The sequence below is a fragment of the Streptomyces sp. NBC_01463 genome (genome assembly GCA_036227345.1).
Lineage (GTDB): Bacteria > Actinomycetota > Actinomycetes > Streptomycetales > Streptomycetaceae > Streptomyces.
Window position 1 is genome coordinate 7,295,490 of the sequence record CP109468.1, and the last position, 23,758, is coordinate 7,319,247.

The following is a 23,758-nucleotide window of genomic DNA, read 5'->3' on the forward strand; positions in this document are numbered from 1 at the left end:
GACGAACCGGGCGTGCTCGATCGCTGTGCGACGGCTGATACAGGGCGAGCGTCGATGCCGGGGTTCAGTCAGGAGGCCCAGTCGGCGAGATGGCTGCCGAGATGGCCTCCGCCGCGTCGGTCACGCCGGCGACCGCCGGCAGGGCGGGGCCCAGGGTGTGCCCCGCGAAGCCGAGGCCGGCGCGGGCTTGTTCGTCGTCGGCCGGCGGCCGTCGGGTCCGTTCGGCCCGCGCGGAGGCGGGCTTCGGCTCTCCCGCCCGGTCGGGGATTCCGGCGGCCTCCGCCTGTACGCCAGGTTGGCTCGCTGATCTCAAGCCGTGATGACACCCGAGGCTGGAACGGTGCGCTGTTGCCGGCCTTGCTGGAAACCCTGGCATCCAGCGCTGCGGTGCGCCGTGAAGCGTGGGAATCCTCTGTCTGGCCCCTGACCCTTCAACTGAGTGGGGAGAAGGTGTCGAGGATGGCGAAAACCACGCTCCTGGCTACACAGACCGTTGAGGCCGTCGCCCAGGCTCTGCAGGACGACGATGACGCGGACAGCATGCTCATCATGACGGAGTTGCTGACACGATGGCTGCCCACGGCCCGACAACTTCCGGACGAGTTGGTCGCAGTACAAGCACGGAAGGCTGCGACAGCGCTGAAAGGCCCAGGGCTTCGGGCCCCCGCGTCCGCGCCGTTGCTCCGTAGCGCTCCGGCACGGCGTCGGGTCGGCTGTACAGGATGAGGCTCTTCGAAGCCGCCCGCGGCCCTGACCTCGGGGAACGTGCCCCCGCGGGCCCAGCAGCGTGAGCGCCGGACCCGCGGACGGGTGGTCAGACGTACGGGTAGAAGCCCGAACCGGTCTTGCGGCCGAGCCGGCCCGCGTCGACCATGCGCTGGAGCAGCGGGGGAGCGGCGTACAGGGGCTGCTTGTACTCCGCGTACATCGAGTCGGCCACCGAGGCGACGGTGTCCAGGCCGATCAGGTCGGCGAGCTTGAGCGGGCCCATCGGGTGGGCGCAGCCCATCTCCATGCCGTTGTCGATGTCCTCGCGGCTGGCGATGCCCGACTCGAACATCCGGATCGCGGAGAGCAGGTACGGGATCAGGAGCGCGTTGACGACGAAGCCGGAGCGGTCCTGCGCGCGGATCGGGTGCTTGCCCAGTATGTCCTGCACCACGGCCTCGGCACGCTTGACCGTCTCCTCCGAGGTGGTCAGCGCCGGGATCAGCTCGACGAGCTTCTGCACCGGGGCCGGGTTGAAGAAGTGGATGCCGATGACCTGGTCCGGACGCGAGGTCGCGACGGCCAGCTTCACCAGCGGGATCGAGGAGGTGTTCGAGGCGAGGATCGCGTCCTGCCGGGTCACCACCTGGTCCAGGACCTGGAAGATCTCGGTCTTGACCTGCTCGTTCTCCACGACGGCCTCGATGACGAGATCGCGGTCCGCGAACTCGCCGAGGTCCGTGGTGAAGCTGAGCCGGGCCAGGGTCTCGTCGCGCTCCTCCGCGGTGATCTTGCCGCGTTCCGCAGCCTTGGAGAGGGAGTTGTGGAGCCGGGTGCGGCCGATCTCCAGCGCCTCGCCGGTGGTCTCTGCCACCTTGACGTCGAGGCCGCTGCGGGCGCACACCTCCGCGATGCCTGCGCCCATCTGGCCACAGCCCACCACCCCGACGCGTGCAATGTCGGCCATAGAGTCCGTCACCTCGTGCCTTTCGCTGTTCTCCGTTCGGCGGCTTCCGTCTGATTCCGGGCTCCACCACGACCCCACGACGTTACTCCGCGCCTTACCGGGGTTTGCGGGCCGGGGCGGGCATGCTCGCTTCCGGGCCCGGAATGCGGGGCCGCGGACGAGTACGGAGACGGCGGGAGCGACGGCATGCGGCACATGGAGCGAAGGAAGTTCGTGACGGGGGCGGCGGGGACGGTCGCGGGGGTGATCGCCCCGGCCGCCGTGGCCGGTGACGCCGCCGCGGTCCCGCGCGGCCGCGGTCCGGGCCGGCCGGGGGCACCCCGCGACGCGCTCCGGCGCGAGCTCCGGGGGATGTGGGTGGCCACGGTCGAGAACCTCGACTGGCCCGCGGAGCCGGGGCTGTCCGCCGCCGCCCAGCGGGCCGGGCTGACCGCCTTCCTCGACGAGGCCGTCGACCGGCGGCTGAACGCCGTGGTCCTCCAGGTCCGCCCCTCGGCGGACGCGCTGTGGCCCTCACCGCACGAGCCGTGGGCCGCCTGCCTCACCGGCGTCCAGGGCAGGGACCCCGGGTGGGACCCGCTGGGCACGGCCGTCCAGGAGGCTCACGCCCGCGGTCTCGAACTGCACGCCTGGTTCAATCCGTACCGGGTCGCCAACCACACCGACCTCTCCCGGCTGTCCGCCGCCCATCCCGCCCGGCTGCACCCGGCGTGGGTGCTGCCGTACGGCGGGAAGCTCTACTACAACCCGGGGCTGCCCGAGGTCCGTGCCTTCGTCCAGGACGCGATGCTCGACGCGGTCCGCCGCTACGACATCGACGCCGTGCACTGGGACGACTACTTCTATCCGTACCCGGTGGCCGGACAGTCCTTCGCCGACGGACCCGCGTACGCGAAGTACGGTGCGGGCTTCCCCGACAAGGCCGCCTGGCGGCGTGACAACACCGACAAGCTCGTACGGGAGATGTCCGGACGGATCAAGGCGCTCAAGCCGGGGGTCCGGTTCGGCATCAGTCCGTTCGGCGTCTGGCGCAACGCCTCCACCGATCCGCTCGGCTCACGGACCGAGGCGGGGGTGCAGACCTACGACGACCTGCACGCGGACACCCGTGGCTGGATCAAGAAGGGATGGATCGACTACATCTGTCCCCAGCTCTACTGGAACATCGGCTTCGCTCCCGCCGACTACGCGGAGCTGGTGCCCTGGTGGGGCGAGGTGGTCAGGGGCACCGGCGTGGACCTCTTCATCGGCGAGGCCCTCTACAAGGCCGGCGACCCCGCCCAGCCCGCGGCCTGGCAGGACCCGGCCGAGCTGTCGCGGCACGTCGACCTGGCCGCCGGTCACGACCAGGCCCGCGGCCATGTCTACTTCTCCGGGAACAGCGTGGTCAGGGACCGGATCGGGGCGATGGACCGGGTGGTGGCCGACCACTACCAGGCCCGGGCCCGTCCGCCCCGCTGACCGGTTGTTCAGCGCACCTGCGTGCCCGGGTCCCGGCTCCGCCCGGTGTGCTGGACGACGCTGTCGGGGCCGGGGGCGATCAGATGCTCGTGTCCGTCCTCGAAGCGGACGCGGTACGGGGGAGCGCCCCCGTCCCCGAGCACTTCGAGGATCTCGGCGACCCGGTCGTGCTGCCCCACGGTCCTGCCGTGCGTCAGCAGCCGGTCGCCCGTGTGTGCCTCCATCGGGAGTGACCTCCTCACGGGTGGCGTGCCATGTCGACAAGTCTATGACCGGCGGGCTCCGGCGCGCTGCGTGACGGCGATGCAGACGAGGACCGCGACCGCCGCCACCGGGGCCGCCGGTGCGATCTCCTCGCCCAGCAACAGGAACGACCAGATCAGCGTCAGCAGGGGCTGCGCCAGCTGAAGCTGGCTGGCCCGGGCCACCCCGATCTCCGCCATGCCGCGGTACCAGACGTACAGGCCGAAGAAGGTCGAGGCGACCGCCACCCAGACCAGCCCGGCCACCCCGTGCGCGGTCCACCGCACCGGTTCGTGCGGCAGCGCGACCGCGGCGCCCACCACCGCGAGCGGCGCGGTGAGGAGCAGGGCCCATCCCGTCACCTGCCAGCCCGGCATCACCTTCGCCAGCCTGCCGCCCTCCGTGTAGCCCGCCGCGCAGACCAGCAGCGCGGCGAAGAGGTAGAGATCGCCGGTGGAGATGCCCCCGCCGCTCTGCAGCACGGTGAACGTGATCACCACCGCCGCGCCGGCCAGCGCCGCGGCCCAGAACGCGCGGGACGGGCGCGATCCGGTGCGGACCGAGGAGAACACCGCGGTGGTCAGCGGCAGCAGGCCGACGACGACCGCCGCGTGCGAGGTCGTCGAGGTCTGCAGCGCCAGCGTCGTCAGCAGCGGGAACCCCACCACCACGCCGCACGCCACCACCGCGAGCCCGGCCCGGTGCTGCCGCTCGGGCACCCGCACCCGGGCAGCGAGCATGAACCCGCCGGCGATCGTGGCGGCCAGCAGGGTCCGCAGCGTCACCAGGGACCAGGGGCCGAAGCTCTCCAGGCCCCAGGCGGTGGAGGGGAAGGTCAGCGAGAAGGAGACCACGCCGAGCAGGGCGAGCAGCGTTCCGCCGCGGCCGGCCGGGAGGGGGCCGGGAGCGTCGCGTGAACCGCGGGACGCTCCCGCTTCGGAGGGGACGGGTGCCGTGGCGACCGCTATCGTCGGCGATTCGGTAGCGCTATTCTCGTCTCTCATGCAAGAGCGTAGCAGTGTCGCCGAGTTGGCAGAAGTGCTCCGCAAGGAGCTGAACCGCTACTCACCAGGTGAGAAGCTGCCGTCCAGCCGTGCCCTCGTCGAGCGCTTCAGGGCCGGCCCGGTGACCGTCTCGCGGGCCGTCGCCCTGCTCGCCGCGGAAGGGCTCGTCGTCACCCGCCCGGGCTCCGGCGCCTTCCGGGCGCAGCCCCGTACCTCCGTGCGCCCGCCCGCCGACACCTCCTGGCAGGAGGTGTCGCTCAGCGGCGACGGCGGACCCGAGGTGGTGCCCCGCACGGTCGACGCCTCCGGCCTCCTGGTCACCCTGACGCCCCCGCCCACCGGGGTCATCGAGTTCAACGGCGGCTATCTGCACAGCTCCCTCCAGCCCGAACGGGCCATGGCCGCGGCCCTCGCCCGGGCCGGCCGCCGCCCCGGCGCCTGGAGCCGCCCGCCCACCGACGGACTCACCGAACTGCGCGCCTGGTTCGCCCGCGAGATCGGCCCCGCCCTCACCGCGGCCGATGTGCTGATCACCGCGGGCGGCCAGAGCGCCCTGGCCACCGCGCTGCGGGCACTCGCCCCGCCCGGCGCACCCGTCCTCGTCGAATCGCCGACCTACCCCGGCATGCTGGCGGCCGCCCGCGCCACCGGACTGCGGCCCGTGCCCGTCCCCGTCGACGGGGACGGCGTACGTCCCGAACTGCTCGCCGCGGCCTTCCGGGCCACCGGCGCCCGCGTCCTGGTGTGCCAGCCCCTCTTCCAGAACCCGACCGGCACGGTCCTCGCCGCCGACCGGCGCGCCGGGATCGTGCGGATCGCCCGGGAAGCGGGGGCGTTCGTCGTCGAGGACGACTTCGCCCGCCACCTCGTCCACGACGACGCCGGACCGCTCCCCGCGTCGCTGGCCGCCGACGACCCCGACGGGGTCGTCGTCCACGTCTGCTCCCTCACCAAGGCCACATCGCCCAGTTTCCGGGTGGGTGCCCTGGCGGCCCGGGGGCCGGTCATGGAGCGGCTGCGGGCCATCCAGGTGGTCGACAGCCTCTTCGTCCCCAGGCCGCTCCAGGAGGCCGCGCTCGAACTCGTCGGCTCGCCCGCCTGGGGCCGCCATCTGCGTTCCGTCTCGGCCGAGCTGCGCGCCCGCCGCACCGCCATGGTCACCGCGCTGAGCCAGGAGCTGCCCGGCCTCGCGCTGCCGCACATCCCGGCCGGCGGAGGCAGCCTCTGGCTGCGGCTGCCGGACTCCGGTGCCGGCGCCGACGAGTCCGCCATGGTCGCTGCGGCGCTGCGCGCCGGTGTCGCCATCGCCCCGGGCCGCCCCTACTTCTGCGCCGAACCCCCGGCGCCCCAGGTCCGGTTGAGCTTCGTCGCCGTCGCCGGCCTCGCGGAGATCACCGAGGGCGTGCGCCGCCTGTGCACCGCCTGGGACGGCGCCTTCGGCCCCGCGGAGACTAGTCTCCGGCCATGACCGGAATACCTCAGGAACGTTACGAGATCTCGTCCGACCCCGCCCGGCTGGACGCCGCCCGGATCCACACCTGGCTCTCCGGCGACTCCTACTGGGCCAGGGGGCGCACGCGCGAGCACCAGGACCGGGCCATCGCCGGCTCGCTGAACTTCGGCGCCTACGACCTCGCGACCGGCGAACAGACCGGCTACGCACGCGTGGTCACCGACCTCGCCACCTTCGCCTGGCTCTGCGACGTGTACGTCGACCGCACGGCCCGCGGGCAGGGCCTCGGCGGCCGGCTCGTCGTCGCGGCCCGCGACCACCTCGCCCCGACCGGGGTCCGCAGGTTCCTCCTCGGCACGGCCGACGCCCACGGGGTGTACGAGAAGGCGGGCTTCCGGGCGCTCGACAACCCGGACCAATGGATGTGCCTCCGGTTCGCCTGACCGGAAGCGCTTGCGGCGGCACTCTTGACCCGCGTGGCGATCGGCTCCACGATCGCGCCCATGAGTGTTCGAGTCTCGCTCGTCGCCGCGGCACGCAGTTCCTCCCTGCTCGGTGAGCGCTTCGACGACGACCGGCCGCTCGACGCGGCCGGCTGGCAGGAGGTCCAGTTCGCCGCCCCGGCCCTGGTGCCCCTGGGCGCGGCCGAACTGCGGTACTGCTCACCGACGGCCCGCAGCCGCGCCACCGGTCAGGCGCTCGGCTTCGCCCCGCTGGTCCAGCCCGCCCTGCGCGACTGCGACATGGGCCGCTGGCGCGGCTGCACGCTCGCCGACGTCACCGCGCGCGAACCGGCGGCCGTGGACGCCTGGCTGGCGGACCCGCGCTCGGCCCCGCACGGCGGTGAACCGCTGCTCGCCTTCATCTCCCGGATCGGGAGCTGGCTGGACACCCGCCCGGCCTGCGACGGGTCGATCGTCGCCGTGGCCGAACCCGCCGTCGTCCGCGCCGCCCTCGTGTACGCGCTGAAGGCCCCGCCGTCGTCGTACTGGAACGTCGACGTCCGGCCGCTCTCCACCGTCACGCTCATCGGCCTGCCGCGGCGCTGGAGCCTGCGCCTGGAAACCGGGGCGTGACCCGGCCCGTGCCGGCGCGGGACCGGCGCGGTGGGTCAGGGCGCCGGGAGCGGCGGCACCGAGTCGCCCTCGGTGTCGATGCGGGGGAGCACCCGGTCCAGCCACCCGGGCATCCACCAGGCGCTCCGGCCGAGCAGCGTCATCACCGCGGGGACCAGCAGCAGCCGCACGATCGTGGCGTCGACCAGCACACTGACCGCCAGTCCGAGCCCCAGCATCTTCACCACGATGTTGTCGCTGATGACGAACGCGGCGAAGACGCTGACCATGATGAGCGCCGCACAGGTGATCACCCGCGCGGTGATCTCCAGCCCGTGCGCCACCGCGCCCTTGCTGTCCCTGGTGCGCAGCCAGGCCTCGTGCACGCGGGCGATCAGGAACACCTCGTAGTCCATGCTCAGTCCGAAGACGATGGCGAACATCATCATCGGCACATAGCTCTCGATGGGCACGGTCCCCGAGACCCCCAGGGCGGGCCCGCCCCAGCCCCACTGGAAGACCGCCACCACCACCCCGTACGACGCGGCGATCGAGAGGAGGTTGAGGACGGCCGCCTTGACCGCGACTAGGACGCCGCGGAACACGATGAGGATGATGACGAAGGCGAGGCCGACCACGACCGCGATGATCAGGGGGAGCCGGCTGGCGATGAGGTCGAGGAAGTCCTCCTGGGCGGCGGTCGTCCCGGTCACGTAGCCGGAGGCGGCGGTGCCCGAAACCCCCTGCGGCAGGACGTCGTCCTTGAGGTGGTTGAACAGGGTGGTCGTCCCCGCGTCCTGCGGGGCCACCTCGGACAGGGCGGTGCCGACGAGCAGCGCGTTGTCGTCCGTCGGCTGCAGCGGGGTGACGCTGGCCGCGCCCGGCACGTCGGTGAGCGCCTTCTGGAGGCTGCTCGCCAGCGCCGAGCGGTCCGAGTCCGGCACCGACCGCTGGTCGACGACGAGGGTGAACGGGCCGTTCGCGCCGGGCCCGAAACCGGTGGAGATCAGGTCGAACGCGCGCCGGTCGGTGAAACTCGTCGGATCGGCGCCGTCGTCGATGTGCCCGAGGCGGATGGAGAACAGCGGGATCGCGAGGACCCCCACCACGACCAGCCCGGCGAGCAGGAACCACCAGGGCCGCCGCTCCACCCGCTGGGCGTAGCGGTGCCAGCCGCCCGTCGCCGGGGCGCCGGCGCCGGCCCCGCCCTCGGCGACGGGCGGCCGCACCCGGTAGCGGTCGATCCGCCTGCCGATGAGGCCCAGCAGGGCCGGGACGAGGGTGAGGGCGCCGATGACCGCGGTGATCACGGTGACGGCGGCCGCGGCCCCCAGCTTGCCGATGAAGCTGACCCGCGAGACGTACAGACCGGCCAGCGCGACGATGACGGTACAGCCGGAGACCAGGACGGCACGCCCGCTGGTGGCCACCGACCGGCCGGCGGCCCGGACCGGATCGGCGCCGTCCATGACGAGCTGACGGTGACGGGTGATCAGGAAGAGGGCGTAGTCGATCCCGACGCCCAGCCCGATCATGGTGGCGAGGGTCGGCGAGACGCTCGCGAAGGTGGTGGCTGCGGCCACCAGCGCCAGACAGCTCAGCCCGACGATCACGCTGATCAGCGCGGTGAGCAGCGGGACACCCGCGGCGATGATGCTGCCGAACCCGATGAGCAGCACGACCACCGCGACGGCGAAACCGACGGCCTCGCTGGTGAGGTCCTTCGTCTCGGGCCGGGCGAGCTCTCCGAGCGGGCCGCCGTACTCGACCTCCACACCGGCGGAGCGCAGCGGCTTCACCGCCGTGTCGACCTGGCCGAGATACGAGTCGTCGAGCGAGGTCGGGTTCACGTCGAACCGCACGGTGATGTACCCGGTGCTGCCGTCCTTGGACAGCGAGGTGGAGGTCGCGGAGGAGGACGAGGGCAGCGGGTTCTGGGCGGACAGGACGTGCGGCAGCTTCTGGAGGTTGCCCACCACCTGGTCGACCTGGCTCTGCACGTCGGTCAGGGGCTTCTGCGCATCGTGCAGGACCACTTGCGCCCCGGTGCCGCCCGCGGCCGCATCGTGCGCCTTCAGCAGTTCGGCGCCGGTGTTGGACTGGGTGCCGGGCAGGCTGAAGTCGTCGGAGTACGTCCCCCCGAACGCGCTCTGCAGGGCGTGCAGCCCGCCCAGGGCGACCAGCCACAGCACGATCACCACGACGAAGTGGCGCGCGCACCACTCGCCCAGCCGCAGAAGCCACCCCCCGCCCGATCGTGCCGGTGGTGTGTGGGTGCTGCTGCCGCTGGGCGTGGCCATGGCGCTCTCCGGAGAAGGGACGGGCCGTTCAGCCGGGGCGGCTGGTGATCCCCGTGTTCACTCCGAGAACGTAGAGGCCGCTGCGGGACCGGTGGTCCGCGACACGTTCGCGGACCCGCCCGTTCCGCCGCACGGCCGGTAGCCGCGGCTCCCGCCGTGCGGCACGGGCCCGGTCAGTCCTTCTGCTGCGCGTCGACGACGAGGGTGAGCGCCTCGATGACGGCCGCCTCCGCGGCCGCCTTGTCGAGACCGAGACCCGTCAGCAGCCCCGTACCGTCCTCGTGCTCCAGCAGGGCCAGCAGGATGTGCTCGGTGCCGATGTAGTTGTGCCCCATCCGCAGCGCCTCCCGGAAGGTCAGCTCCAGCACCTTGCGCGCATCGGCGGCGTACGGGATGAGCTCGGGCGGCTGACCCTCCGCGGGCGCCGGCAGCGCCTGCTCGGCGGCCTGACGGACGCTGTCCAGGGCGACCCCCTGCGCCTTGATGAACGCGCCCGCGAGCGCCTCCGGCTCGATCAGCAGCCCCAGCACGATGTGGACGGTGCCGATCTCGGCGTTGCCCGCGGCGCGCGCCTCGTTCTGCGAGGCCATCACGACGTTCCTGGCGCGCGGGGTGAAGCGGCTGAAGCCCTGGCTGGGGTCGAGCTCGGTCAGTTCGCCGGGATCCTTGGCGACGAACCGCTTCTGGGCGGCCTGCCGGGTCACGCCCATGCTCTTGCCGATCTCCGTCCAGGAGGCGCCGGAGCGCCGCGCCTGGTCCACGAAGTGGCCGATGAGGTGGTCGGCGACGTCGCCGAGGTGGTCCGCCGCGATGACGGCGTCCTGAAGCTGGTCGAGTGCCTCGGGGTGGACCTTCTTGATGGCTGCGATGAGGTCGTCGAGACGAACGGGCTGCGTCATGCCTACGGGCTGCGTCATGTGTCAACGGTAGGTTGACAGTGAGGTGAGTGTCAACCTTCGGTTGACATGCCATCGGTACCGGTGCGGCGCGGGCCCGGAAACGACGGACGCGCCGGCCGACGGTGTTCGTCGGGCGGCGCGTCCGTTCAGCTGGTGCGCGAGCGGTCCGGGATCAGAGGACGCCGGACTCGGCGATGGTGACCTTCGCCTTGGTGCGGCCGCTCTGCGAGCCGAGGCTCTCGATCTTCGTGACCAGGTCCATGCTCTGCTGGTCGGCGACCTCGCCGAAGACCACGTGCTTGCCGTCCAGCCACGACGTCACGATGGTCGTGATGAAGAACTGCGAGCCGTTGGAGTTCGGGCCGCTGTTCGCCATGGAGAGCAGACCGGGCTTGGTGTGCGCCAGCTTGAAGTTCTCGTCGTCGAACTTCGCGCCGTAGATGCTCTTGCCGCCCGTGCCGTCGCCACGGGTGAAGTCGCCGCCCTGCAGCATGAACTCGGGGATGACCCGGTGGAAGGACGAACCCGCGTAGCCGAAGCCGTGCTCGCCCGTGGCCAGCTGGCGGAAGTTGTCCGCGGTCTTCGGGACGACGTCGTCGTACAGGTTGAAGACGATCCGCCCGGCGGGCTCGTCGTTGATGGTGATGTCGAAGTAAACCTTGCTCGTCATGGAACCCATCCTGACATCTTCCCGCGCGGCCCCGACGGGCGGGCGCGGCGAAACACCGCTCACGGGTGACCGGCCCGGTGAACGCGGCGGCTGCCCGGCCCGTGCTCCCTCACACCCCGGTGCTGCCGTCGATCCGCTCCCGCAGCAGGTCGGCGTGGCCGCTGTGCCGCGCGTACTCGGCGATCATGTGCGTGTAGATCCACCGCAGAGCGACCTCGCCGCCCATGAAAGGCGCGGTGTCCTCCAGCGACCTCGCGGCGCAGTTGGCCCGGGACACCTCGATCTCGTCGAGCCAGGCCGCGCGGGCGTCCGCGAAGCTGGTGCCGTCGGAGAGGCCGAACCCTCCGTCGTGGTCACCGGGAGCGGCCGGGGCGCCGTGCACGGGCGGCACGTCCTCACCGGTCAGCACCCGGCGGAACCAGTTCCGCTCGACCTCCGTCAGGTGCTGGACGATCCCCAGCAGCGTCAGCTCCGACGGTGCCACGGAGGCCTCCCGCACCTGTCCGTCCGTGAGGCCGTCGCATTTCGTGGCCACGGTGGCCCGGTAGAAGTCGAGCCAGGCAGCCAGATTGGTGCGTTCGTCGGCCTGGAGGGGCGGCATCGCGCGTTCGGTGTGCGTCATGATCACCGATGCTGCCAGGCGGGTCTGACAGCCGGGCCCCGCGACCGCTCCGCAGCGGTCGCCCTACGGCCGCCGGCGGGGCTTGCCGCGCTTGGCGGCCGCGGCACCCTTCGCGCCGCGCGCGCCGCCCTTGGCCCCCTTCGCACCGCCTGAGCCGCCGCGCGGGTTCTTCCCCGCCGCCGCGCCCCCCGCGGGCTTCCGCCGCGCGGCGCCGCCCTCGGCCCGCTTCGATTTCGCCTTCGGCTGCTCCGCGGGCGCGGTGCTGCGGCCACGCGAACTGTTCACGGTCCGCCCGCGGACGATCCCGATGAAGTCCTCCACCAGGTCGGTGGTCCTGTCCTGCGGCCAGGACAGCGCGATGCGGGACTCGGGCGCGTCCGTCAGGGGACGGTAGGTGAGGTCCTTGCGGTGGTGCAGACGGGCCAGCGACTGCGGAACGACCAGTACGCCCACACCCGCGGCGACCAGCTCGACCGCGTCGGCCGTGGTGGCCGGCCGCTCGATCGCGGGCTTGCCGGGCAGCTGCTCCCAGCCGAGGAGGTCGTCCAGCGGATGCAGCACGATGTCGTCGGCCAGCTCGGCGAGGGAGAGCTCCTCGACCGCCGCCGCCACATGGTCCTTGGGGATCACGACCACGGTCTGCTCGGTGTAGAGCGGGATCGCGCTGAGATCCGTCCCGTCGACCGGCAGCCGCACGAAGCCCGCGTCGGCGCCGCCGTCGCGCAGCAGGGCCGGCGCCTCGGCGGCGGGCACCGCCACGAGAGCCAGGGGTACGCCGGGCAGGCGTTCGTTCCAGATCCGCACCCACTTGGTGGGCGTCACCCCCGGGACGTACGCGAGCCGGAACGAAGGGGAAACTTCCGAGCCTGTCACCCCGCCAGGTTACCGGTCGTGGTCAGAGGTGGCGCACACGCTCGATACCCTGGACACCATGACGTCGCACCAGACCACCCAGACCATGAAGCCCGCGACCGCGGCGAAGAAACTGGGTGTGTACCTCGAGGCCACCCCCACCGAGTTCCAGGAGGGTGTCGTCTCGCGCGCCGAGCTGGCGGCCCTCCAGGCCGATCCGCCCGAGTGGCTGCAGGAACTGCGGCGCAGCGGCCCGCACCCCCGGCCGGTGGTCGCGTCCAAGCTGGGCGTGTCCATCTCCGGTCTCGCCCGCGGAGGCGTCACGGACGCCCTCACCACCGAGCAGATCGAGGCGCTGAAGCAGGACAGCCCCGAGTGGCTGCAGAAGGAGCGGGCCACGCAGGCGGAGGTCCGCAAGGAGACCGTACGGATCAAGGAGCGGAACGCGGAGCGCAAGGACCAGTCGTAGCGCCGCCCCTCCGGGTTCACGTGTGGGTGGCCCCCGTTCCGCCGGACACCGGCGGAACGGGGGCCACCCACACGTCGTTCTCCGCAAGGCCGCCCGCGCCGGACAGGGCAATACACCTAGGCTGACCCCCATGCCGGAGGGGATCGACGCCATCGACTGGGCGGCGCTGGAGCACGCGTACGGGCCGGCGGACGACGTCCCCGCTCTGCTGCGGGCGGCCGCATCGCCGGACGCCGAGGCCCGGGGCGAGGCCGTGGACGAGCTGTTCTCCTCCCTCTGTCACCAGGGCTCCGTCTACTCGGCGACGGCACCGGCCGTGCGGTTCGTCGCCCGGCTCGCCCTCGAAGGGCCCGGTCACCGGCTGCCGCTGCTGTGGCTGCTGCACGGCGCGGCCGACGGGGCGGGACGGGACCGGCAGGACGTACGACGGGCGGTGGCCACGGCCCTTCCTGCCCTCCTCGGCCTCGCGGCGGACCGGGACCCTGCCGTCCGGCGCACCATGGTGTGGATCATCGCCGGCTGCGAGGAGGCGTCTCTGCCGCTGCTCCCGCTGCTGCGGGCCCGGCTGGAGACCGAGGGCGACCCCGAGGTGCGCGCGGCCCTCGTCACCGCGCTCGGACTGCTCGACGTCTCACCCGGCCCGAGCAGGGCCCGTAACCGGGAACTCCTGCACGCCCCCGAGCCGTTGGTGCGCACCGCAGCGGCGACGGACCTGCTCCGCACGGCACCGCTGCCGCTGCCGCCCGCCCTGGTGGAATCGGCGCTCGACGCCCACGGGGCCGCGCCCGGCGACGACGGCACGCACCGGCCGTGGCCCGCCTCCTACGTCCCGCTCACCGAGCGGCTGATGGCGGACCCCGACGCGGCCCTGCGCGCCGTCGAGCGGGGGCTGCCGCTGGCCTGGGAGCTCACCGAGACCTGGCGCGACCGGGAGGCCGCGGTCCTGCCCCGGCTCGCGGCCGCCGCCACCGACGCGGACGGCCTGTGCCGGGTGGCCCGTGTGGGAGCCGCGCTCAAGGGCGGTGAGGCCGCTCCATGGCTGGACCCCATCTGCGGTCCGACGACCCCGCGGTCCGGGTCGCGGCGACGCTCGCCGCCGTACGGCTGCGCGTGCCCGGTGCGCCCGGCCTCGTGCTGCGGTTGATGGACGAACTGCCCGAGGAGGCGGCCTCGCTGTCCCTGACGCCGCTCGGTGTGCCGGGGGCGGTGGTGTCCGCGGCGGCCGAGGTGTTCGGCGCGGCGGCCGAGCCGGTGGCCCGGCGGGTCGCGGCCCGCCCGCGGGCCGAATGGCTGGACGCCCTGCTGCCGTTCCCCGCCCTCGCCGCCGCATGTGCCGGCGACCTGGTCCGGCTGCTGCCCGCTTCGGCCGGGGTGCTGGCCTCGCTGGGGCCTGCAGCCGGCCCGGACGCGGCACGGGCCCTGTGGACGCACGCCGCCGCGGGCGACCTGGCGGCGGCGCTGGCACTGGCGCGCGTCGACGGGGACACGGAACCGGCACTGCGGGCGGTACGGGCGCTGCCGGACGCGCCGGAGCGCCGCAGGGCGGCGGTCCTGGTCGCGAGCGAACTCGGGCCGCCCGCGGCCCCGTTGCTGCCCCTGCTGGAGGAACGGCTGCGGGCGCCGGCCCGGGAGAGCAGGGCGGACGCGGCTGCCGCGATCTGGCGCGTCACGGGGAGCGCGCACGACATGGCGCCGGTGATCGCGGACCAGCTGACCCGTCGCGCAGACCGGCACGAACCACAGCTCGGTGCGCTCCGCACACTTGTGGCGATGCGGCTGCTCCCGGAGGGCGCCCGCCCCGCGGTCGAGCACATAGCCGCCTCGCCCCGCCGGGTCGTCGGCGGTTTCCTCTGCGACGGAAGCCCGCATCCGGACCTCGCGGTGAGGCGGGCGGCACGCGAACTGCTGGCGCTGACCGGCTGAGAGTCCGGCCACCCGAAGGACCGCCGGGCAGCAAACGAAAAGGCAAGGAGGATGCTGCCCTCTCCTTGCCACTATCAAGATATAGCGCGTCAGGGGGCTTGCGGCAAGGCCCGCCCCGGATCGCAGAATGACCGGCCTCGACCGGCCCCGGCCGGAATCCGATCTCCTGAACGGGCGTACAGATGATTGATGTGATCGTGGTCGGCGGTGGCCCGACCGGCCTGATGCTGGCGGCCGAACTGCGGCTGCACGACGTACGCGTGGTCGTGCTGGAGAGGCTGACCGAGCCGACCGGGGAGTCCCGGGGGCAGGGCCTGCACACACGCAGCGTCGAGATCATGGACCAGCGCGGACTGCTGGACCGGTTCCTCGCCGTCAGCGAGACGTTCCAGGCCGGTGGACTCTTCGGCGGTATCAGGAAGCCGTGGCCGGACGCCCTGGACACGGCCCACCCGTACGGCGTCGCGACCCCGCAGCCGGTCACCGAGCGGCTGCTCCAGGAGCACGCGCTCGAACTCGGCACCGAGATCCGGCTCGGCTGCGAAGTCGTCGGCCTGAACCGGTCGACGGAGGGCGACGAAGAGCGCGACGGAGCCGGGGGCGCCCGGGCCGGGGTGACCGTCGAGCTGGCCGACGGCACGGAACTGCGCGCGCGGTACGTCGTCGGGTGCGACGGCGGCCGCAGCACGGTGCGCAAGCTGCTCGGCGTCGGTTTCCCCGGCCTGCCCGCCACCGTCGAGACGCTGCTGGGCGAGATGGAGGTGGCCGAGGACCCGGAGACCGTCGCCGCCGTCGTCGCGGAAGTCCGCAGGACCCAGCTGCGGTTCGGCGTCTCGCCCCCGGAGAACGGTGTGTGCCGGGTCGTCGTGCCCGCCGACGGGGTCTCCGACGACCGTTCGGCCCCGCCGACCCTGGAGGAGTTCAGGCAGCGGCTCCGGGCGGTCGCCGGCACCGACTTCGGCGTGCACACGCCGCGCTGGCTGTCCCGGTTCGGCGACGCGACCCGGCAGGCCGAGCACTACCGGGCCGGCCGGGTGCTGCTGGCCGGCGACGCGGCGCACATCCACCCGCCGACCGGCGGGCAGGGGCTCAACCTCGGCGTCCAGGACGCGTTCAACCTCGGCTGGAAGCTGGCCGCGACGGTCAACGGCTGGGCGCCGGACGGGCTGCTCGACAGCTACCACACGGAACGGCACCCGGTGGGCGCCGCCGTACTCGACAACACCCGGGCGCAGATCGCCCTGCTGGGCACCGATCCCGGAGCGACCGCGCTGCGCGAGCTGTTCTCGAAGCTGATGGACTTCGAGGAGGTGAACCGGTACGTCACCGGGCTCATCACCGCGGTCGACGTCCGCTACGACTTCGGCGACGGGCACCCTCTCCTCGGCCGCCGGCTGCGGGACGTGGAACTGAAGCAGGGCCGCCTCTACTCCCTGATGCACGCCGGGCGGGGACTGCTGCTCGACGGGACCGGTCGGCTGTCGGTCGCGGGCTGGGAGGACCGGGTCGACCACGTCGTCGCCACCGCCCAGGAACTGGACGTGCCCGCGGTGCTCCTGCGGCCGGACGGCCACGTGGCGTGGGCCGGCGAGGAACAGGAGGATCTGCGCGCCGTGCTTCCCCGGTGGTTCGGCGCAGCCCGCCCCTGAGCGCGGGGGGCGGCCGCGTTTGACCTTGACACGGTGACAGGGTTTTCACTGCGTGCCGAGGAGGTGGTCTCGATGACGGTCACGGGACAGGACACGGACACGGTACGGGCGCTTCGGGCGCTGGAGGACGAGCGCTCGTCCGTGCGGCTGCGGGCCGCTCTGGCGATCGGTACGGCGCCCGACCCCCGCTACGTCGGCGCACTCGTCGAGCGATGTGCCGTCGAGCCCGATTTCCTGGTCCGCGACATGCTGACCTGGGCACTCACCCGCCACCCGGTGTCACTGACGCTGCCCGCGCTGCTCGGTGAGGTCCGCTCGGAGCGCGTCCAGGCACGGAGTCAGGCGCTGCACACGCTCTCCAAGATCGGGGACGGGAGGGCGTGGCCGGCCATCACCCGCGCCGTGCTGTGCGACGCCGACGACGGGGTGGCGCGCAGTGCCTGGCGGGCCGCGGTCGTGCTGGTGCCGGAGGACGGGATGCCCGAGCTGGCCGCCGTACTGGCGACACAGCTCGGCCGGGGCGGGCGCGAGACGCAGCTGAGCCTCAGCCGGGCGCTGGTCGGACTCGGCGAGGCGATGGTGCCGCCGGTGCACACCGCGACGACGGCCCCCGAACCGCGGGTGCGGGCGCACGCGCTTGCCACGCAACAGCTGCTGCGCGACCCGGACACCGGGTTCGAGAGCGCGATCGAGGAGGCGAAGCGTGTGGTGGCCCTCGGCGGTCCCGGGCGGGAGGGACAATGAGGCGTGCTGATCGGTGAGGTGGCGCGGCGGTCCGGGGTCAGTGCCCGCATGCTCCGGCACTACGAACGGCTCGGTCTGGTGCGTCCCACGGGCCGTACGGGTTCCGGTTACCGGGAGTACTCCGGGCAGGACATCCGGCGGATCTTCCACATCGAGAGCCTGCGGTCGCTGGGCCTGTCGCTGCGTGAGATCGGGCGCGCCCTCGAGGACCCCGGCTTCGCGCCCTCGGCTCTCGTCGGTGACCTCATCCGGCAGACGCGCGAGCGCATCACGGCGGAGACCGAACTCCTCACCAGGCTGCGCCGGATCGACGCCGCGGACCCCGCCGACTGGGGGGAGGTCCTCCAGGTCGTCCCGCTCCTCCAGGCGCTGGGATCGAAGAGCGCCGACGCCCGCCAGCGCGCGGCCCTCTCCTCCGCCGACGAGGTTCCCGTCCCCGTGGAGGCCCTGGTCGAGGCGGTCCTGAACGAGACGGAGCCGAACGTCGCTGGAGCCCTTTCGTGGGCGCTGGCGCGGTCGGGCGACGACGCCGGCCCGGCGCTGCTGGCGCAGGGCCTCGGCTCACCGGCGGCCGCGGTGCGGGAACGAGCCGTCCGGTGCCTCGCCGAGATGCCCGGTGACGAGGCTGCCGCGCAACTGCGGGACGCCCTCGCTCACCCCGACGCCGTGGTCCGCGGGCAGGCGGCGCTGGCGCTCGCGAACCGGGGCACGGCCGGCGTGGTCCCGGCGCTCATCGACATGATCGTGGCGGGGCTGGACGACACCGGTGCGGCGGACGCGCTGAGCGTGCTGGCGGGTGACGACGCGACGGCGGACCGGATCGCGGCCGGTTTCGCCGACCGCCTCGCCGACACCGGCCCGGACGCCGCTGCCCGCGGACGGCTCGCCCAGGCGCTCGCCGGCATCCCGGGAACGGAGGCCGCGGGCGTCCTCGTCGGGCTGTCGGGGGACGAGGACCGTGCCGTGGCCCTGACCGCGGCGTACCTGCTCCGGCTGCGCGACGCGGAGTGACGGAGACCGGACCCGCTGCTGAACCCCGGACGGGAGGCAGCGGCGGCGGACGGGGCAGGGAATGATCCAAACCTTTTGCATAAAAGTGCAGCGCTGCGTATAGTCATGCCATCGACGAGGAGGATTTCGATGGTGGTACGTGCAGCAGTGGCAGGGGCGAGCGGATACGCCGGCGGGGAACTGCTCCGCCTTCTGCTCGTCCACCCCGAGGTCGAGATCGGGGCCCTCACCGCGAACTCCAACGCGGGCCAGCCGCTCGGCGCCCTGCAGCCGCATCTGCGGCCGCTGGCCGGCCGGGTGCTCCAGCCGACCACCGCCGACGTGCTCGCCGGCCACGACGTGGTCTTCCTGGCCCTGCCGCACGGGCAGTCCGCCGCCGTGGCGGAGCAGCTCGGTGACGAGGTGCTCGTGGTCGACATGGGGGCCGACTTCCGGCTCAAGGACGCCGCGGACTGGGAGAAATTCTACGCCTCGCCGCACGCCGGGACCTGGCCGTACGGACTGCCCGAACTGCCCGGGGGACGGGCCGCGCTGGCGGGGAGCAAGCGTATCGCGGTGCCCGGCTGCTACCCGACCGCCGTGTCGCTCGCGCTCTTCCCCGCGTACGCGGCGCAGCTCGCCGAGCCCGAGGCCGTGATCGTCGCCGCCTCCGGAACCTCCGGCGCCGGCAAGGCCGCCAAGCCGCATCTGCTCGGCTCCGAGGTGATGGGCAACATGACGCCGTACGGCGTCGGCGGCGTCCACCGGCACACGCCCGAGATGATCCAGAACCTCAGCGCCGCGGCCGGTGAACCGGTCACCGTGTCGTTCACCCCGACCCTCGCGCCCATGCCCCGCGGCATCCTCGCGACGTGCAGCGCGAAGGCGAAGCCGGGCGTGAGCGCCGAGTCCCTGCGCGCCGCGTACGAGAAGGCCTTCGCGGACGAGCCGTTCGTCGATCTGCTGCCCGAGGGGCAGTGGCCCGCCACCGCCGCCGTATACGGCTCCAACGCGGTGCAGATCCAGGTGGCGTACGACGCCGCGGCCGGCCGGATCATCGTGATCAGCGCCATCGACAACCTCGCCAAGGGCACCGCGGGCGGCGCCCTGCAGAGCATGAACCTCGCCCTCGGACTGCCCGAGGACACCGGACTTTCCACGATCGGAGTCGCACCGTGAGCGTCACGGCAGCACAGGGATTCACGGCGGCGGGCATCGCCGCCGGAATCAAGGACAGCGGTAACCCGGACCTGGCCCTCGTGGTCAACAACGGTCCCCGTCGCGCCGCTGCGGGCGTCTTCACCTCCAACCGCGTCAAGGCCGCCCCGGTGCTCTGGTCGGAGCAGGTGCTCAAGGGCGGCGAGGTGTCCGCCGTCGTCCTCAACTCCGGCGGCGCCAACGCCTGTACGGGACCGCAGGGCTTCCAGGACACCCACGCCACCGCCGAGAAGGCGGCCGAGGTCCTCGACGGCCACAGCGCGGGCGAGATCGCCGTCGCCTCGACCGGGCTCATCGGTCTGCTGCTCCCCATGGACAAGTTGCTGCCCGGGATCGAGAAGGCCGCGGCGGCCCTGAGCGAGCACGGCGGCGAGAAGGCCGCCATCGCCATCAAGACCACCGACACCGTCCACAAGACGGCCGTCGCCGGCGGCGAGGGCTGGACCGTCGGCGGCATGGCCAAGGGCGCGGGCATGCTCGCGCCGGGCCTGGCCACCATGCTGGTCGTCCTCACCACCGACGCCGACGTGGACGCGGCGGGGCTCGACGCCGCGCTGCGCGACGCCACCCGCACCACCTTCGACCGGGTCGACTCCGACGGCTGCATGTCCACGAACGACACCGTGCTGCTGCTGGCCTCCGGCGCCAGCGCGATCACCCCGGAACAGGGCGAGTTCGCCGAGGCCGTACGGACCGTCTGCGACGACCTCGCCCGGCAGCTCATCGGTGACGCCGAGGGTGCCTCCAAGGACATCCGGATCGAGGTCGTGAACGCCGCGACCGAGGACGACGCCGTCGAGGTGGGCCGTTCCATCGCCCGTAACAACCTCCTCAAGTGCGCCATCCACGGCGAGGACCCCAACTGGGGCCGGGTGCTGTCCGCCATCGGCACGACGAAGGCGGCCTTCGAGCCGGACGAGCTGAACGTCGCCATCAACGGCGTCTGGGTCTGCAAGAACGGGGGAGTCGGCGAGGACCGCGACCTGGTCGACATGCGCTACCGCGAGGTCAAGATCACCGCCGACCTCGCCGCGGGCACCGAGTCGGCCGTCATCTGGGCCAACGACCTCACCGCGGACTACGTCCACGAGAACAGCGCGTACAGCTCATGAGCGCAGCGCGGAAGCACACCGCACTCCCGAAGGCGCAGATCCTCATCGAGGCGCTGCCCTGGCTGACCCGGCACAACGGCAAGACCGTCGTCATCAAGTTCGGCGGCAACGCCATGATCGACGACGAGCTGAAGGCGGCCTTCGCGCAGGACGTCGTCTTCCTGCGGCACGCCGGTCTCAAGCCCGTCGTCGTGCACGGCGGCGGCCCGCAGATCAGCGCCCAGCTCGACAAGCAGGGCCTGGTCAGCGAGTTCAAGGCCGGTCTGCGCGTCACCACGCCCGAGGCGATGGACGTCGTACGGATGGTGCTCGCCGGCCAGGTGCAGCGCGAGCTCGTCGGCCTGCTCAACCAGCACGGACCGCTCGCCGTCGGCATGACCGGCGAGGACGCCCACACGATCACCGCCGTCCAGCACCGGCCGGTCATCGACGGCGAGGCCGTCGACATCGGCCGGGTCGGTGAGATCACCGCGATCGACACCGGGGCCATCCAGGCACTGCTGGACGACGGCCGCATCCCGGTCATCTCCTCCATCGCCCGCTCGGCGGAGGACAACCACGTCTACAACGTCAACGCCGACACCGCGGCCGCCGCACTCGCCGCCGCGCTGAACGCCGAGACGCTGATGGTCCTCACCGACGTCGAGGGCCTCTACGAGGACTGGCCCAACAGCGACGACGTGATCAGCCGTCTCACCGCCACCGAACTGGAGAAGCTCCTGCCGGAACTCTCCAGCGGCATGGTGCCCAAGATGCAGGGCTGCCTGCACGCCGTGCGCAACGGCGTGGAGACCGCCCGGGTCATCGACGGCCGGGTCCAGCACTCGATCCTGCTGGAGATCTTCACCGACGAAGGAATCGGCACGATGGTCGTGCCCGACGCACAGGGGGAAGCATGACCAACGCCGAGCTCTCGCAGCGCTGGAAGTCCGCGCTGATGGACAACTACGGCACCCCGAAGCTGTCCCTCGTCCGCGGTGAGGGCGCCCGGGTGTGGGACGCCGACGGCACCGAGTACCTCGACTTCGTCGGCGGCATCGCAGTGAACGCGCTGGGCCACGCCCACCCCGCGGTCGTCGAGGCGGTCTCCCGTCAGGTCGCCTCCCTCGGCCACGTCTCCAACCTCTTCATCGCCGAGCCGCCCGTCGCGCTCGCCGAACGGCTGCTCCAGCTCTTCGGCCGCACCGGCAAGGTCTACTTCTCCAACTCGGGCGCCGAGGCCAACGAGGCCGCGTTCAAGATCGGCCGGCTGACCGGGCGCGGCCACATGGTCGCCACCGACGGCGGCTTCCACGGCCGGACGATGGGCGCCCTCGCGCTCACCGGACAGCCCAAGAAGCGCGAGCCGTTCGTCCCGCTGCCCGGCGATGTCACGCACGTCCCGTACGGGGACGTCGAGGCGCTGCGGACCGCGGTGACCACCGACACCGCGCTGCTGATCATCGAGCCGGTCCAGGGCGAGAACGGCGTGGTCGTGCCGCCCAAGGGGTACCTGGAGGCGGCCCGGGAGATCACCCGCGCCACCGGCACCCTGCTCGTCCTCGACGAGGTGCAGACCGGTATCGGCCGGTGCGGCACCTGGTTCGAGTACCAGGCCCACCAGGGCGTGGAGCCCGACCTCGTCACGCTCGCCAAGGGGCTCGGCGGCGGACTGCCGATCGGCGCCACGGTGGCGTTCGGCGCGGCCGCCGACCTGCTCGCGCCCGGCCAGCACGGCACGACGTTCGGCGGTAATCCGATCGCCTGCGCCGCCGGTCTCGCGGTCCTGGACACGCTGGCCGCCGACGGCGCGCTGGACCGGGTGAAGCGGCTCGGCGAGCGGATCCGGGAAGGCGTGGAGGGCCTGGGTCATCCGCTGGTCTCCCACGTCCGGGGCTCCGGCCTGCTGCTGGGTATCGTGCTCACCGAGCCCCTCGCGCCCCAGGTGCAGCAGGCGGCTCAGGGAGCCGGGCTGCTGGTGAACGCACCCGCCGCCGATGTCGTGCGGCTGATGCCGCCGCTGATCATCGGCGACGCGGAGGTGGACGCGTTCCTCCGGGCGCTGCCCGGCGTGCTCGACACGGCCCACGCGGACGGACGGTCCGCGGAATGACGCACCGGGAGACGAGGCGACGACGATGACCGATGCGCAGGAATCCGAGCACGGCGGGCCGTCGGTGCCGCAGACCCGCACGGCCCGCCACCGCCGGATCGTGGACATCCTCAACCGGCAGCCGGTGCGCTCGCAGAGCCAGCTGGCCAAGCTCCTCGCGGACGACGGGCTGAGCGTCACCCAGGCGACGCTCTCCCGGGACCTGGACGAGCTGGGCGCGGTGAAGATCCGCAACACCGGTGGCGAGCTGATCTACGCGGTGCCGAGCGAGGGCGGATTCCGTACCCCGCACGCACCGCTGGGCGGTTCCGCCAAGGAGGAGCGGATGCGCCGCCTCTCCGCCGAACTGCTCATCTCGGCGGAGGCCTCGGCCAACCTCGTCGTGCTGCGCACGCCCCCGGGCGCCGCGCAGTTCCTCGCCTCGGCGATCGACCAGGCCGAACTGCACGACATCCTCGGCACCATCGCGGGGGACGACACGCTCATGCTGATCAGCCGCGACCCGGCCGGGGGACAGGCGCTCGCCGACCACCTGCTGCGGCTCGCACAGAACGACCGCTGACGAGCGGTCAGTACCGGGTGATCGCGGCCGGTCCCGAACGGGTCCCGATCGCGATGTGCGGACGGCGGGCCGGATCGGCCCAGGCCAGGATCCGGTCCATCGCGGCCGCCGGCACGGAGACACAGCCGGCGGTCGCACCGCGTCCGTTGACGTGGAGGAAGATCCCGGCGCCCCGGCCCCGTACCGGCCGGTGGTAGTTGAACCCGACGACGAGCGCCCGGGCGTACTGCGTCGGATACGTGATCAGGTGCTCGGCCTCGGCCGCCCGGCAGTCCGCGGGCCGCGGCTCCACCCACCGGTTGTAGGCGCGCGAGGCGTTGTCCTGGCACCACCACGACCGGTCGCCGATCCGGCGGTACGGGTAGCGCGTCCCGGACGGGGCCGCCTCGACCCCGAAGGCGTACGGCAGGTCGTACAGCCCGGTGGGCGTGGTGTCGGTGCCCTGCTGACGCGAAGCCCCCTCGGCCAGCCCGTTCGCCCCGAACCGCGCGGGCGCCGAACCGGCCGCCACCCACCGCCCCGACCGCAGGCTCCACCAGGTGACCGTCCCCGTGGTGGAGCCGGTCCCAGCCGCCACCGCGGTGATGAGCTGACTGCCGCCACCCGTGTCGGCCAGCCGCCACGGCAGCGGCGCCGCCGCCGGAGGCCGGGCCCCGACGAGGCCGGCGAGAGCGAGCAGGACCGAACCCGTCACCAGAAGTCTGCGCATGCCCCGGACCGTAGACCGCGAACTACCCGCCCACCCGCGCGCCTGCTCCGTCCGGC

At 72.9% G+C, this 23,758-nt stretch carries 25 protein-coding genes; 15 read left to right on the forward strand and 10 right to left on the reverse strand.

The window, feature by feature from the left end; genetic code table 11:
• Positions 1 to 64 precede the first annotated feature (64 nt).
• On the reverse strand, positions 65 to 313 hold the full coding sequence (locus OG521_32220; protein WUW25175.1) for a hypothetical protein: 249 nt from the start codon (positions 311 to 313) through the stop codon (positions 65 to 67).
• A gap of 501 nt (positions 314 to 814) precedes the next feature.
• A complete protein-coding gene (locus OG521_32225) occupies positions 815 to 1,675 on the reverse strand; it encodes a 3-hydroxybutyryl-CoA dehydrogenase (protein WUW25176.1) in 861 nt (286 codons plus the stop codon).
• Between the two features lie 186 nt (positions 1,676 to 1,861).
• On the opposite strand from OG521_32225, the gene OG521_32230 reads away from it, so the two are divergent.
• Positions 1,862 to 3,136: a family 10 glycosylhydrolase gene (locus OG521_32230; GenBank protein ID WUW25177.1), complete on the forward strand. Its 1,275-nt coding sequence runs from the start codon at positions 1,862 to 1,864 to the stop codon at positions 3,134 to 3,136.
• Positions 3,137 to 3,144: 8 nt separating this feature from the next.
• Here OG521_32230 and OG521_32235 read toward each other — a convergent pair whose 3' ends face one another.
• Both OG521_32235 and OG521_32240 read right to left on the reverse strand, forming a co-directional pair.
• The gene (locus OG521_32235) at positions 3,145 to 3,360 is read right to left on the reverse strand and encodes a DUF1918 domain-containing protein (GenBank protein ID WUW25178.1); all 216 of its coding nucleotides are present in this window, start codon (positions 3,358 to 3,360) and stop codon (positions 3,145 to 3,147) included.
• Positions 3,361 to 3,402: 42 nt separating this feature from the next.
• The gene (locus OG521_32240) at positions 3,403 to 4,383 is read right to left on the reverse strand and encodes a DMT family transporter (protein ID WUW25179.1); all 981 of its coding nucleotides are present in this window, start codon (positions 4,381 to 4,383) and stop codon (positions 3,403 to 3,405) included.
• Here OG521_32240 and OG521_32245 point away from each other — a divergent pair.
• Genes OG521_32245 through OG521_32255 form a run of 3 tightly spaced genes read left to right on the forward strand, consistent with a single transcriptional unit; the run spans position 4,382 to position 6,912 of the window.
• Complete coding sequence (locus OG521_32245) at positions 4,382 to 5,851, forward strand: PLP-dependent aminotransferase family protein (protein ID WUW25180.1); 1,470 nt, start codon at positions 4,382 to 4,384, stop codon at positions 5,849 to 5,851. The genes OG521_32240 and OG521_32245 overlap by 2 nt on opposite strands.
• Positions 5,848 to 6,279: a GNAT family N-acetyltransferase gene (locus OG521_32250; protein ID WUW25181.1), complete on the forward strand. Its 432-nt coding sequence runs from the start codon at positions 5,848 to 5,850 to the stop codon at positions 6,277 to 6,279. The genes OG521_32245 and OG521_32250 overlap by 4 nt, the downstream gene beginning before the upstream one ends.
• Before the next feature lie 60 nt (positions 6,280 to 6,339).
• Positions 6,340 to 6,912: a histidine phosphatase family protein gene (locus OG521_32255; GenBank protein ID WUW25182.1), complete on the forward strand. Its 573-nt coding sequence runs from the start codon at positions 6,340 to 6,342 to the stop codon at positions 6,910 to 6,912.
• A 35-nt stretch (positions 6,913 to 6,947) separates the two neighbouring features.
• Here the strand turns inward: OG521_32255 and OG521_32260 are convergent, their stop codons facing one another.
• From OG521_32260 to OG521_32280, 5 genes are all read right to left on the reverse strand, one after another.
• Positions 6,948 to 9,191 (reverse strand): MMPL family transporter, encoded by a 2,244-nt coding sequence (locus OG521_32260; protein WUW25183.1) that lies wholly within the window; start codon positions 9,189 to 9,191, stop codon positions 6,948 to 6,950.
• Positions 9,192 to 9,364: 173 nt separating this feature from the next.
• Entirely contained in the window at positions 9,365 to 10,108 is a 744-nt protein-coding gene (locus tag OG521_32265) for an ATP-dependent Clp protease ATP-binding subunit (GenBank protein ID WUW25184.1), read from the reverse strand.
• A gap of 154 nt (positions 10,109 to 10,262) precedes the next feature.
• A complete protein-coding gene (locus tag OG521_32270; GenBank protein ID WUW25185.1) occupies positions 10,263 to 10,760 on the reverse strand; it encodes a peptidylprolyl isomerase in 498 nt (165 codons plus the stop codon).
• Between the two features lie 109 nt (positions 10,761 to 10,869).
• The gene (locus OG521_32275) at positions 10,870 to 11,382 is read right to left on the reverse strand and encodes a DinB family protein (protein ID WUW25186.1); all 513 of its coding nucleotides are present in this window, start codon (positions 11,380 to 11,382) and stop codon (positions 10,870 to 10,872) included.
• A 63-nt stretch (positions 11,383 to 11,445) separates the two neighbouring features.
• A complete protein-coding gene (locus tag OG521_32280; GenBank protein ID WUW25187.1) occupies positions 11,446 to 12,255 on the reverse strand; it encodes a LysR substrate-binding domain-containing protein in 810 nt (269 codons plus the stop codon).
• A 58-nt stretch (positions 12,256 to 12,313) separates the two neighbouring features.
• Here OG521_32280 and OG521_32285 point away from each other — a divergent pair, with 58 nt between their 5' ends.
• From OG521_32285 to OG521_32335, 11 genes are all read left to right on the forward strand, one after another.
• Positions 12,314 to 12,703, forward strand: coding sequence for a DUF5997 family protein (locus OG521_32285; GenBank protein WUW25188.1), 390 nt, complete (start codon positions 12,314 to 12,316; stop codon positions 12,701 to 12,703).
• 130 nt (positions 12,704 to 12,833) lie between these two features.
• Entirely contained in the window at positions 12,834 to 13,847 is a 1,014-nt protein-coding gene (locus OG521_32290) for a HEAT repeat domain-containing protein (GenBank protein ID WUW25189.1), read from the forward strand.
• On the forward strand, positions 13,739 to 14,626 hold the full coding sequence (locus tag OG521_32295; GenBank protein ID WUW25190.1) for a hypothetical protein: 888 nt from the start codon (positions 13,739 to 13,741) through the stop codon (positions 14,624 to 14,626). The genes OG521_32290 and OG521_32295 overlap by 109 nt, the downstream gene beginning before the upstream one ends.
• Positions 14,627 to 14,808: 182 nt before the next feature.
• Positions 14,809 to 16,275 (forward strand): rifampin monooxygenase, encoded by a 1,467-nt coding sequence (rox, locus tag OG521_32300; protein ID WUW25191.1) that lies wholly within the window; start codon positions 14,809 to 14,811, stop codon positions 16,273 to 16,275.
• 72 nt (positions 16,276 to 16,347) lie between these two features.
• Complete coding sequence (locus OG521_32305; protein ID WUW26879.1) at positions 16,348 to 17,019, forward strand: HEAT repeat domain-containing protein; 672 nt, start codon at positions 16,348 to 16,350, stop codon at positions 17,017 to 17,019.
• A 3-nt stretch (positions 17,020 to 17,022) separates the two neighbouring features.
• A complete protein-coding gene (locus tag OG521_32310; GenBank protein ID WUW25192.1) occupies positions 17,023 to 18,030 on the forward strand; it encodes a MerR family transcriptional regulator in 1,008 nt (335 codons plus the stop codon).
• 129 nt (positions 18,031 to 18,159) lie between these two features.
• Positions 18,160 to 19,188 carry an N-acetyl-gamma-glutamyl-phosphate reductase gene (argC, locus tag OG521_32315; protein ID WUW25193.1) on the forward strand — a complete coding sequence of 343 codons (1,029 nt, stop codon included), beginning with the start codon at positions 18,160 to 18,162 and terminating at the stop codon, positions 19,186 to 19,188.
• Entirely contained in the window at positions 19,185 to 20,339 is a 1,155-nt protein-coding gene (argJ, locus tag OG521_32320) for a bifunctional glutamate N-acetyltransferase/amino-acid acetyltransferase ArgJ (GenBank protein WUW25194.1), read from the forward strand. The genes argC and argJ overlap by 4 nt, the downstream gene beginning before the upstream one ends.
• Positions 20,336 to 21,238: an acetylglutamate kinase gene (gene argB, locus OG521_32325; GenBank protein ID WUW25195.1), complete on the forward strand. Its 903-nt coding sequence runs from the start codon at positions 20,336 to 20,338 to the stop codon at positions 21,236 to 21,238. The genes argJ and argB overlap by 4 nt, the downstream gene beginning before the upstream one ends.
• Positions 21,235 to 22,431 carry an acetylornithine transaminase gene (locus OG521_32330; protein ID WUW25196.1) on the forward strand — a complete coding sequence of 399 codons (1,197 nt, stop codon included), beginning with the start codon at positions 21,235 to 21,237 and terminating at the stop codon, positions 22,429 to 22,431. Before argB ends, OG521_32330 begins: the two co-directional genes overlap by 4 nt.
• A gap of 25 nt (positions 22,432 to 22,456) precedes the next feature.
• A complete protein-coding gene (locus tag OG521_32335; protein ID WUW25197.1) occupies positions 22,457 to 22,993 on the forward strand; it encodes an arginine repressor in 537 nt (178 codons plus the stop codon).
• Positions 22,994 to 23,000: 7 nt separating this feature from the next.
• On the opposite strand, the gene OG521_32340 is transcribed toward OG521_32335, so the two are convergent.
• The gene (locus OG521_32340; protein WUW25198.1) at positions 23,001 to 23,702 is read right to left on the reverse strand and encodes a L,D-transpeptidase family protein; all 702 of its coding nucleotides are present in this window, start codon (positions 23,700 to 23,702) and stop codon (positions 23,001 to 23,003) included.
• Positions 23,703 to 23,758 lie beyond the last annotated feature (56 nt).

Coding starts and splice junctions, on each gene's coding strand:
- OG521_32285 (WUW25188.1), top strand. CDS start 12,314: ATGACGTCGCACCAGACCACCCAGACCATGAAGCCCGCGACCGCGGCG.
- OG521_32230 (WUW25177.1), top strand. CDS start 1,862: ATGCGGCACATGGAGCGAAGGAAGTTCGTGACGGGGGCGGCGGGGACG.
- OG521_32225 (WUW25176.1), bottom strand. CDS start 1,675: ATGGCCGACATTGCACGCGTCGGGGTGGTGGGCTGTGGCCAGATGGGC.
- OG521_32235 (WUW25178.1), bottom strand. CDS start 3,360: ATGGAGGCACACACGGGCGACCGGCTGCTGACGCACGGCAGGACCGTG.
- OG521_32335 (WUW25197.1), top strand. CDS start 22,457: ATGACCGATGCGCAGGAATCCGAGCACGGCGGGCCGTCGGTGCCGCAG.
- OG521_32305 (WUW26879.1), top strand. CDS start 16,348: ATGACGGTCACGGGACAGGACACGGACACGGTACGGGCGCTTCGGGCG.
- OG521_32290 (WUW25189.1), top strand. CDS start 12,834: ATGCCGGAGGGGATCGACGCCATCGACTGGGCGGCGCTGGAGCACGCG.
- OG521_32260 (WUW25183.1), bottom strand. CDS start 9,191: ATGGCCACGCCCAGCGGCAGCAGCACCCACACACCACCGGCACGATCG.
- OG521_32250 (WUW25181.1), top strand. CDS start 5,848: ATGACCGGAATACCTCAGGAACGTTACGAGATCTCGTCCGACCCCGCC.
- OG521_32240 (WUW25179.1), bottom strand. CDS start 4,383: ATGAGAGACGAGAATAGCGCTACCGAATCGCCGACGATAGCGGTCGCC.
- OG521_32255 (WUW25182.1), top strand. CDS start 6,340: ATGAGTGTTCGAGTCTCGCTCGTCGCCGCGGCACGCAGTTCCTCCCTG.
- argC (WUW25193.1), top strand. CDS start 18,160: ATGGTGGTACGTGCAGCAGTGGCAGGGGCGAGCGGATACGCCGGCGGG.
- argB (WUW25195.1), top strand. CDS start 20,336: ATGAGCGCAGCGCGGAAGCACACCGCACTCCCGAAGGCGCAGATCCTC.
- OG521_32330 (WUW25196.1), top strand. CDS start 21,235: ATGACCAACGCCGAGCTCTCGCAGCGCTGGAAGTCCGCGCTGATGGAC.
- OG521_32265 (WUW25184.1), bottom strand. CDS start 10,108: ATGACGCAGCCCGTAGGCATGACGCAGCCCGTTCGTCTCGACGACCTC.
- rox (WUW25191.1), top strand. CDS start 14,809: ATGATTGATGTGATCGTGGTCGGCGGTGGCCCGACCGGCCTGATGCTG.
- OG521_32275 (WUW25186.1), bottom strand. CDS start 11,382: ATGACGCACACCGAACGCGCGATGCCGCCCCTCCAGGCCGACGAACGC.
- OG521_32340 (WUW25198.1), bottom strand. CDS start 23,702: ATGCGCAGACTTCTGGTGACGGGTTCGGTCCTGCTCGCTCTCGCCGGC.
- OG521_32245 (WUW25180.1), top strand. CDS start 4,382: ATGCAAGAGCGTAGCAGTGTCGCCGAGTTGGCAGAAGTGCTCCGCAAG.
- OG521_32295 (WUW25190.1), top strand. CDS start 13,739: ATGGCTGGACCCCATCTGCGGTCCGACGACCCCGCGGTCCGGGTCGCG.
- OG521_32270 (WUW25185.1), bottom strand. CDS start 10,760: ATGACGAGCAAGGTTTACTTCGACATCACCATCAACGACGAGCCCGCC.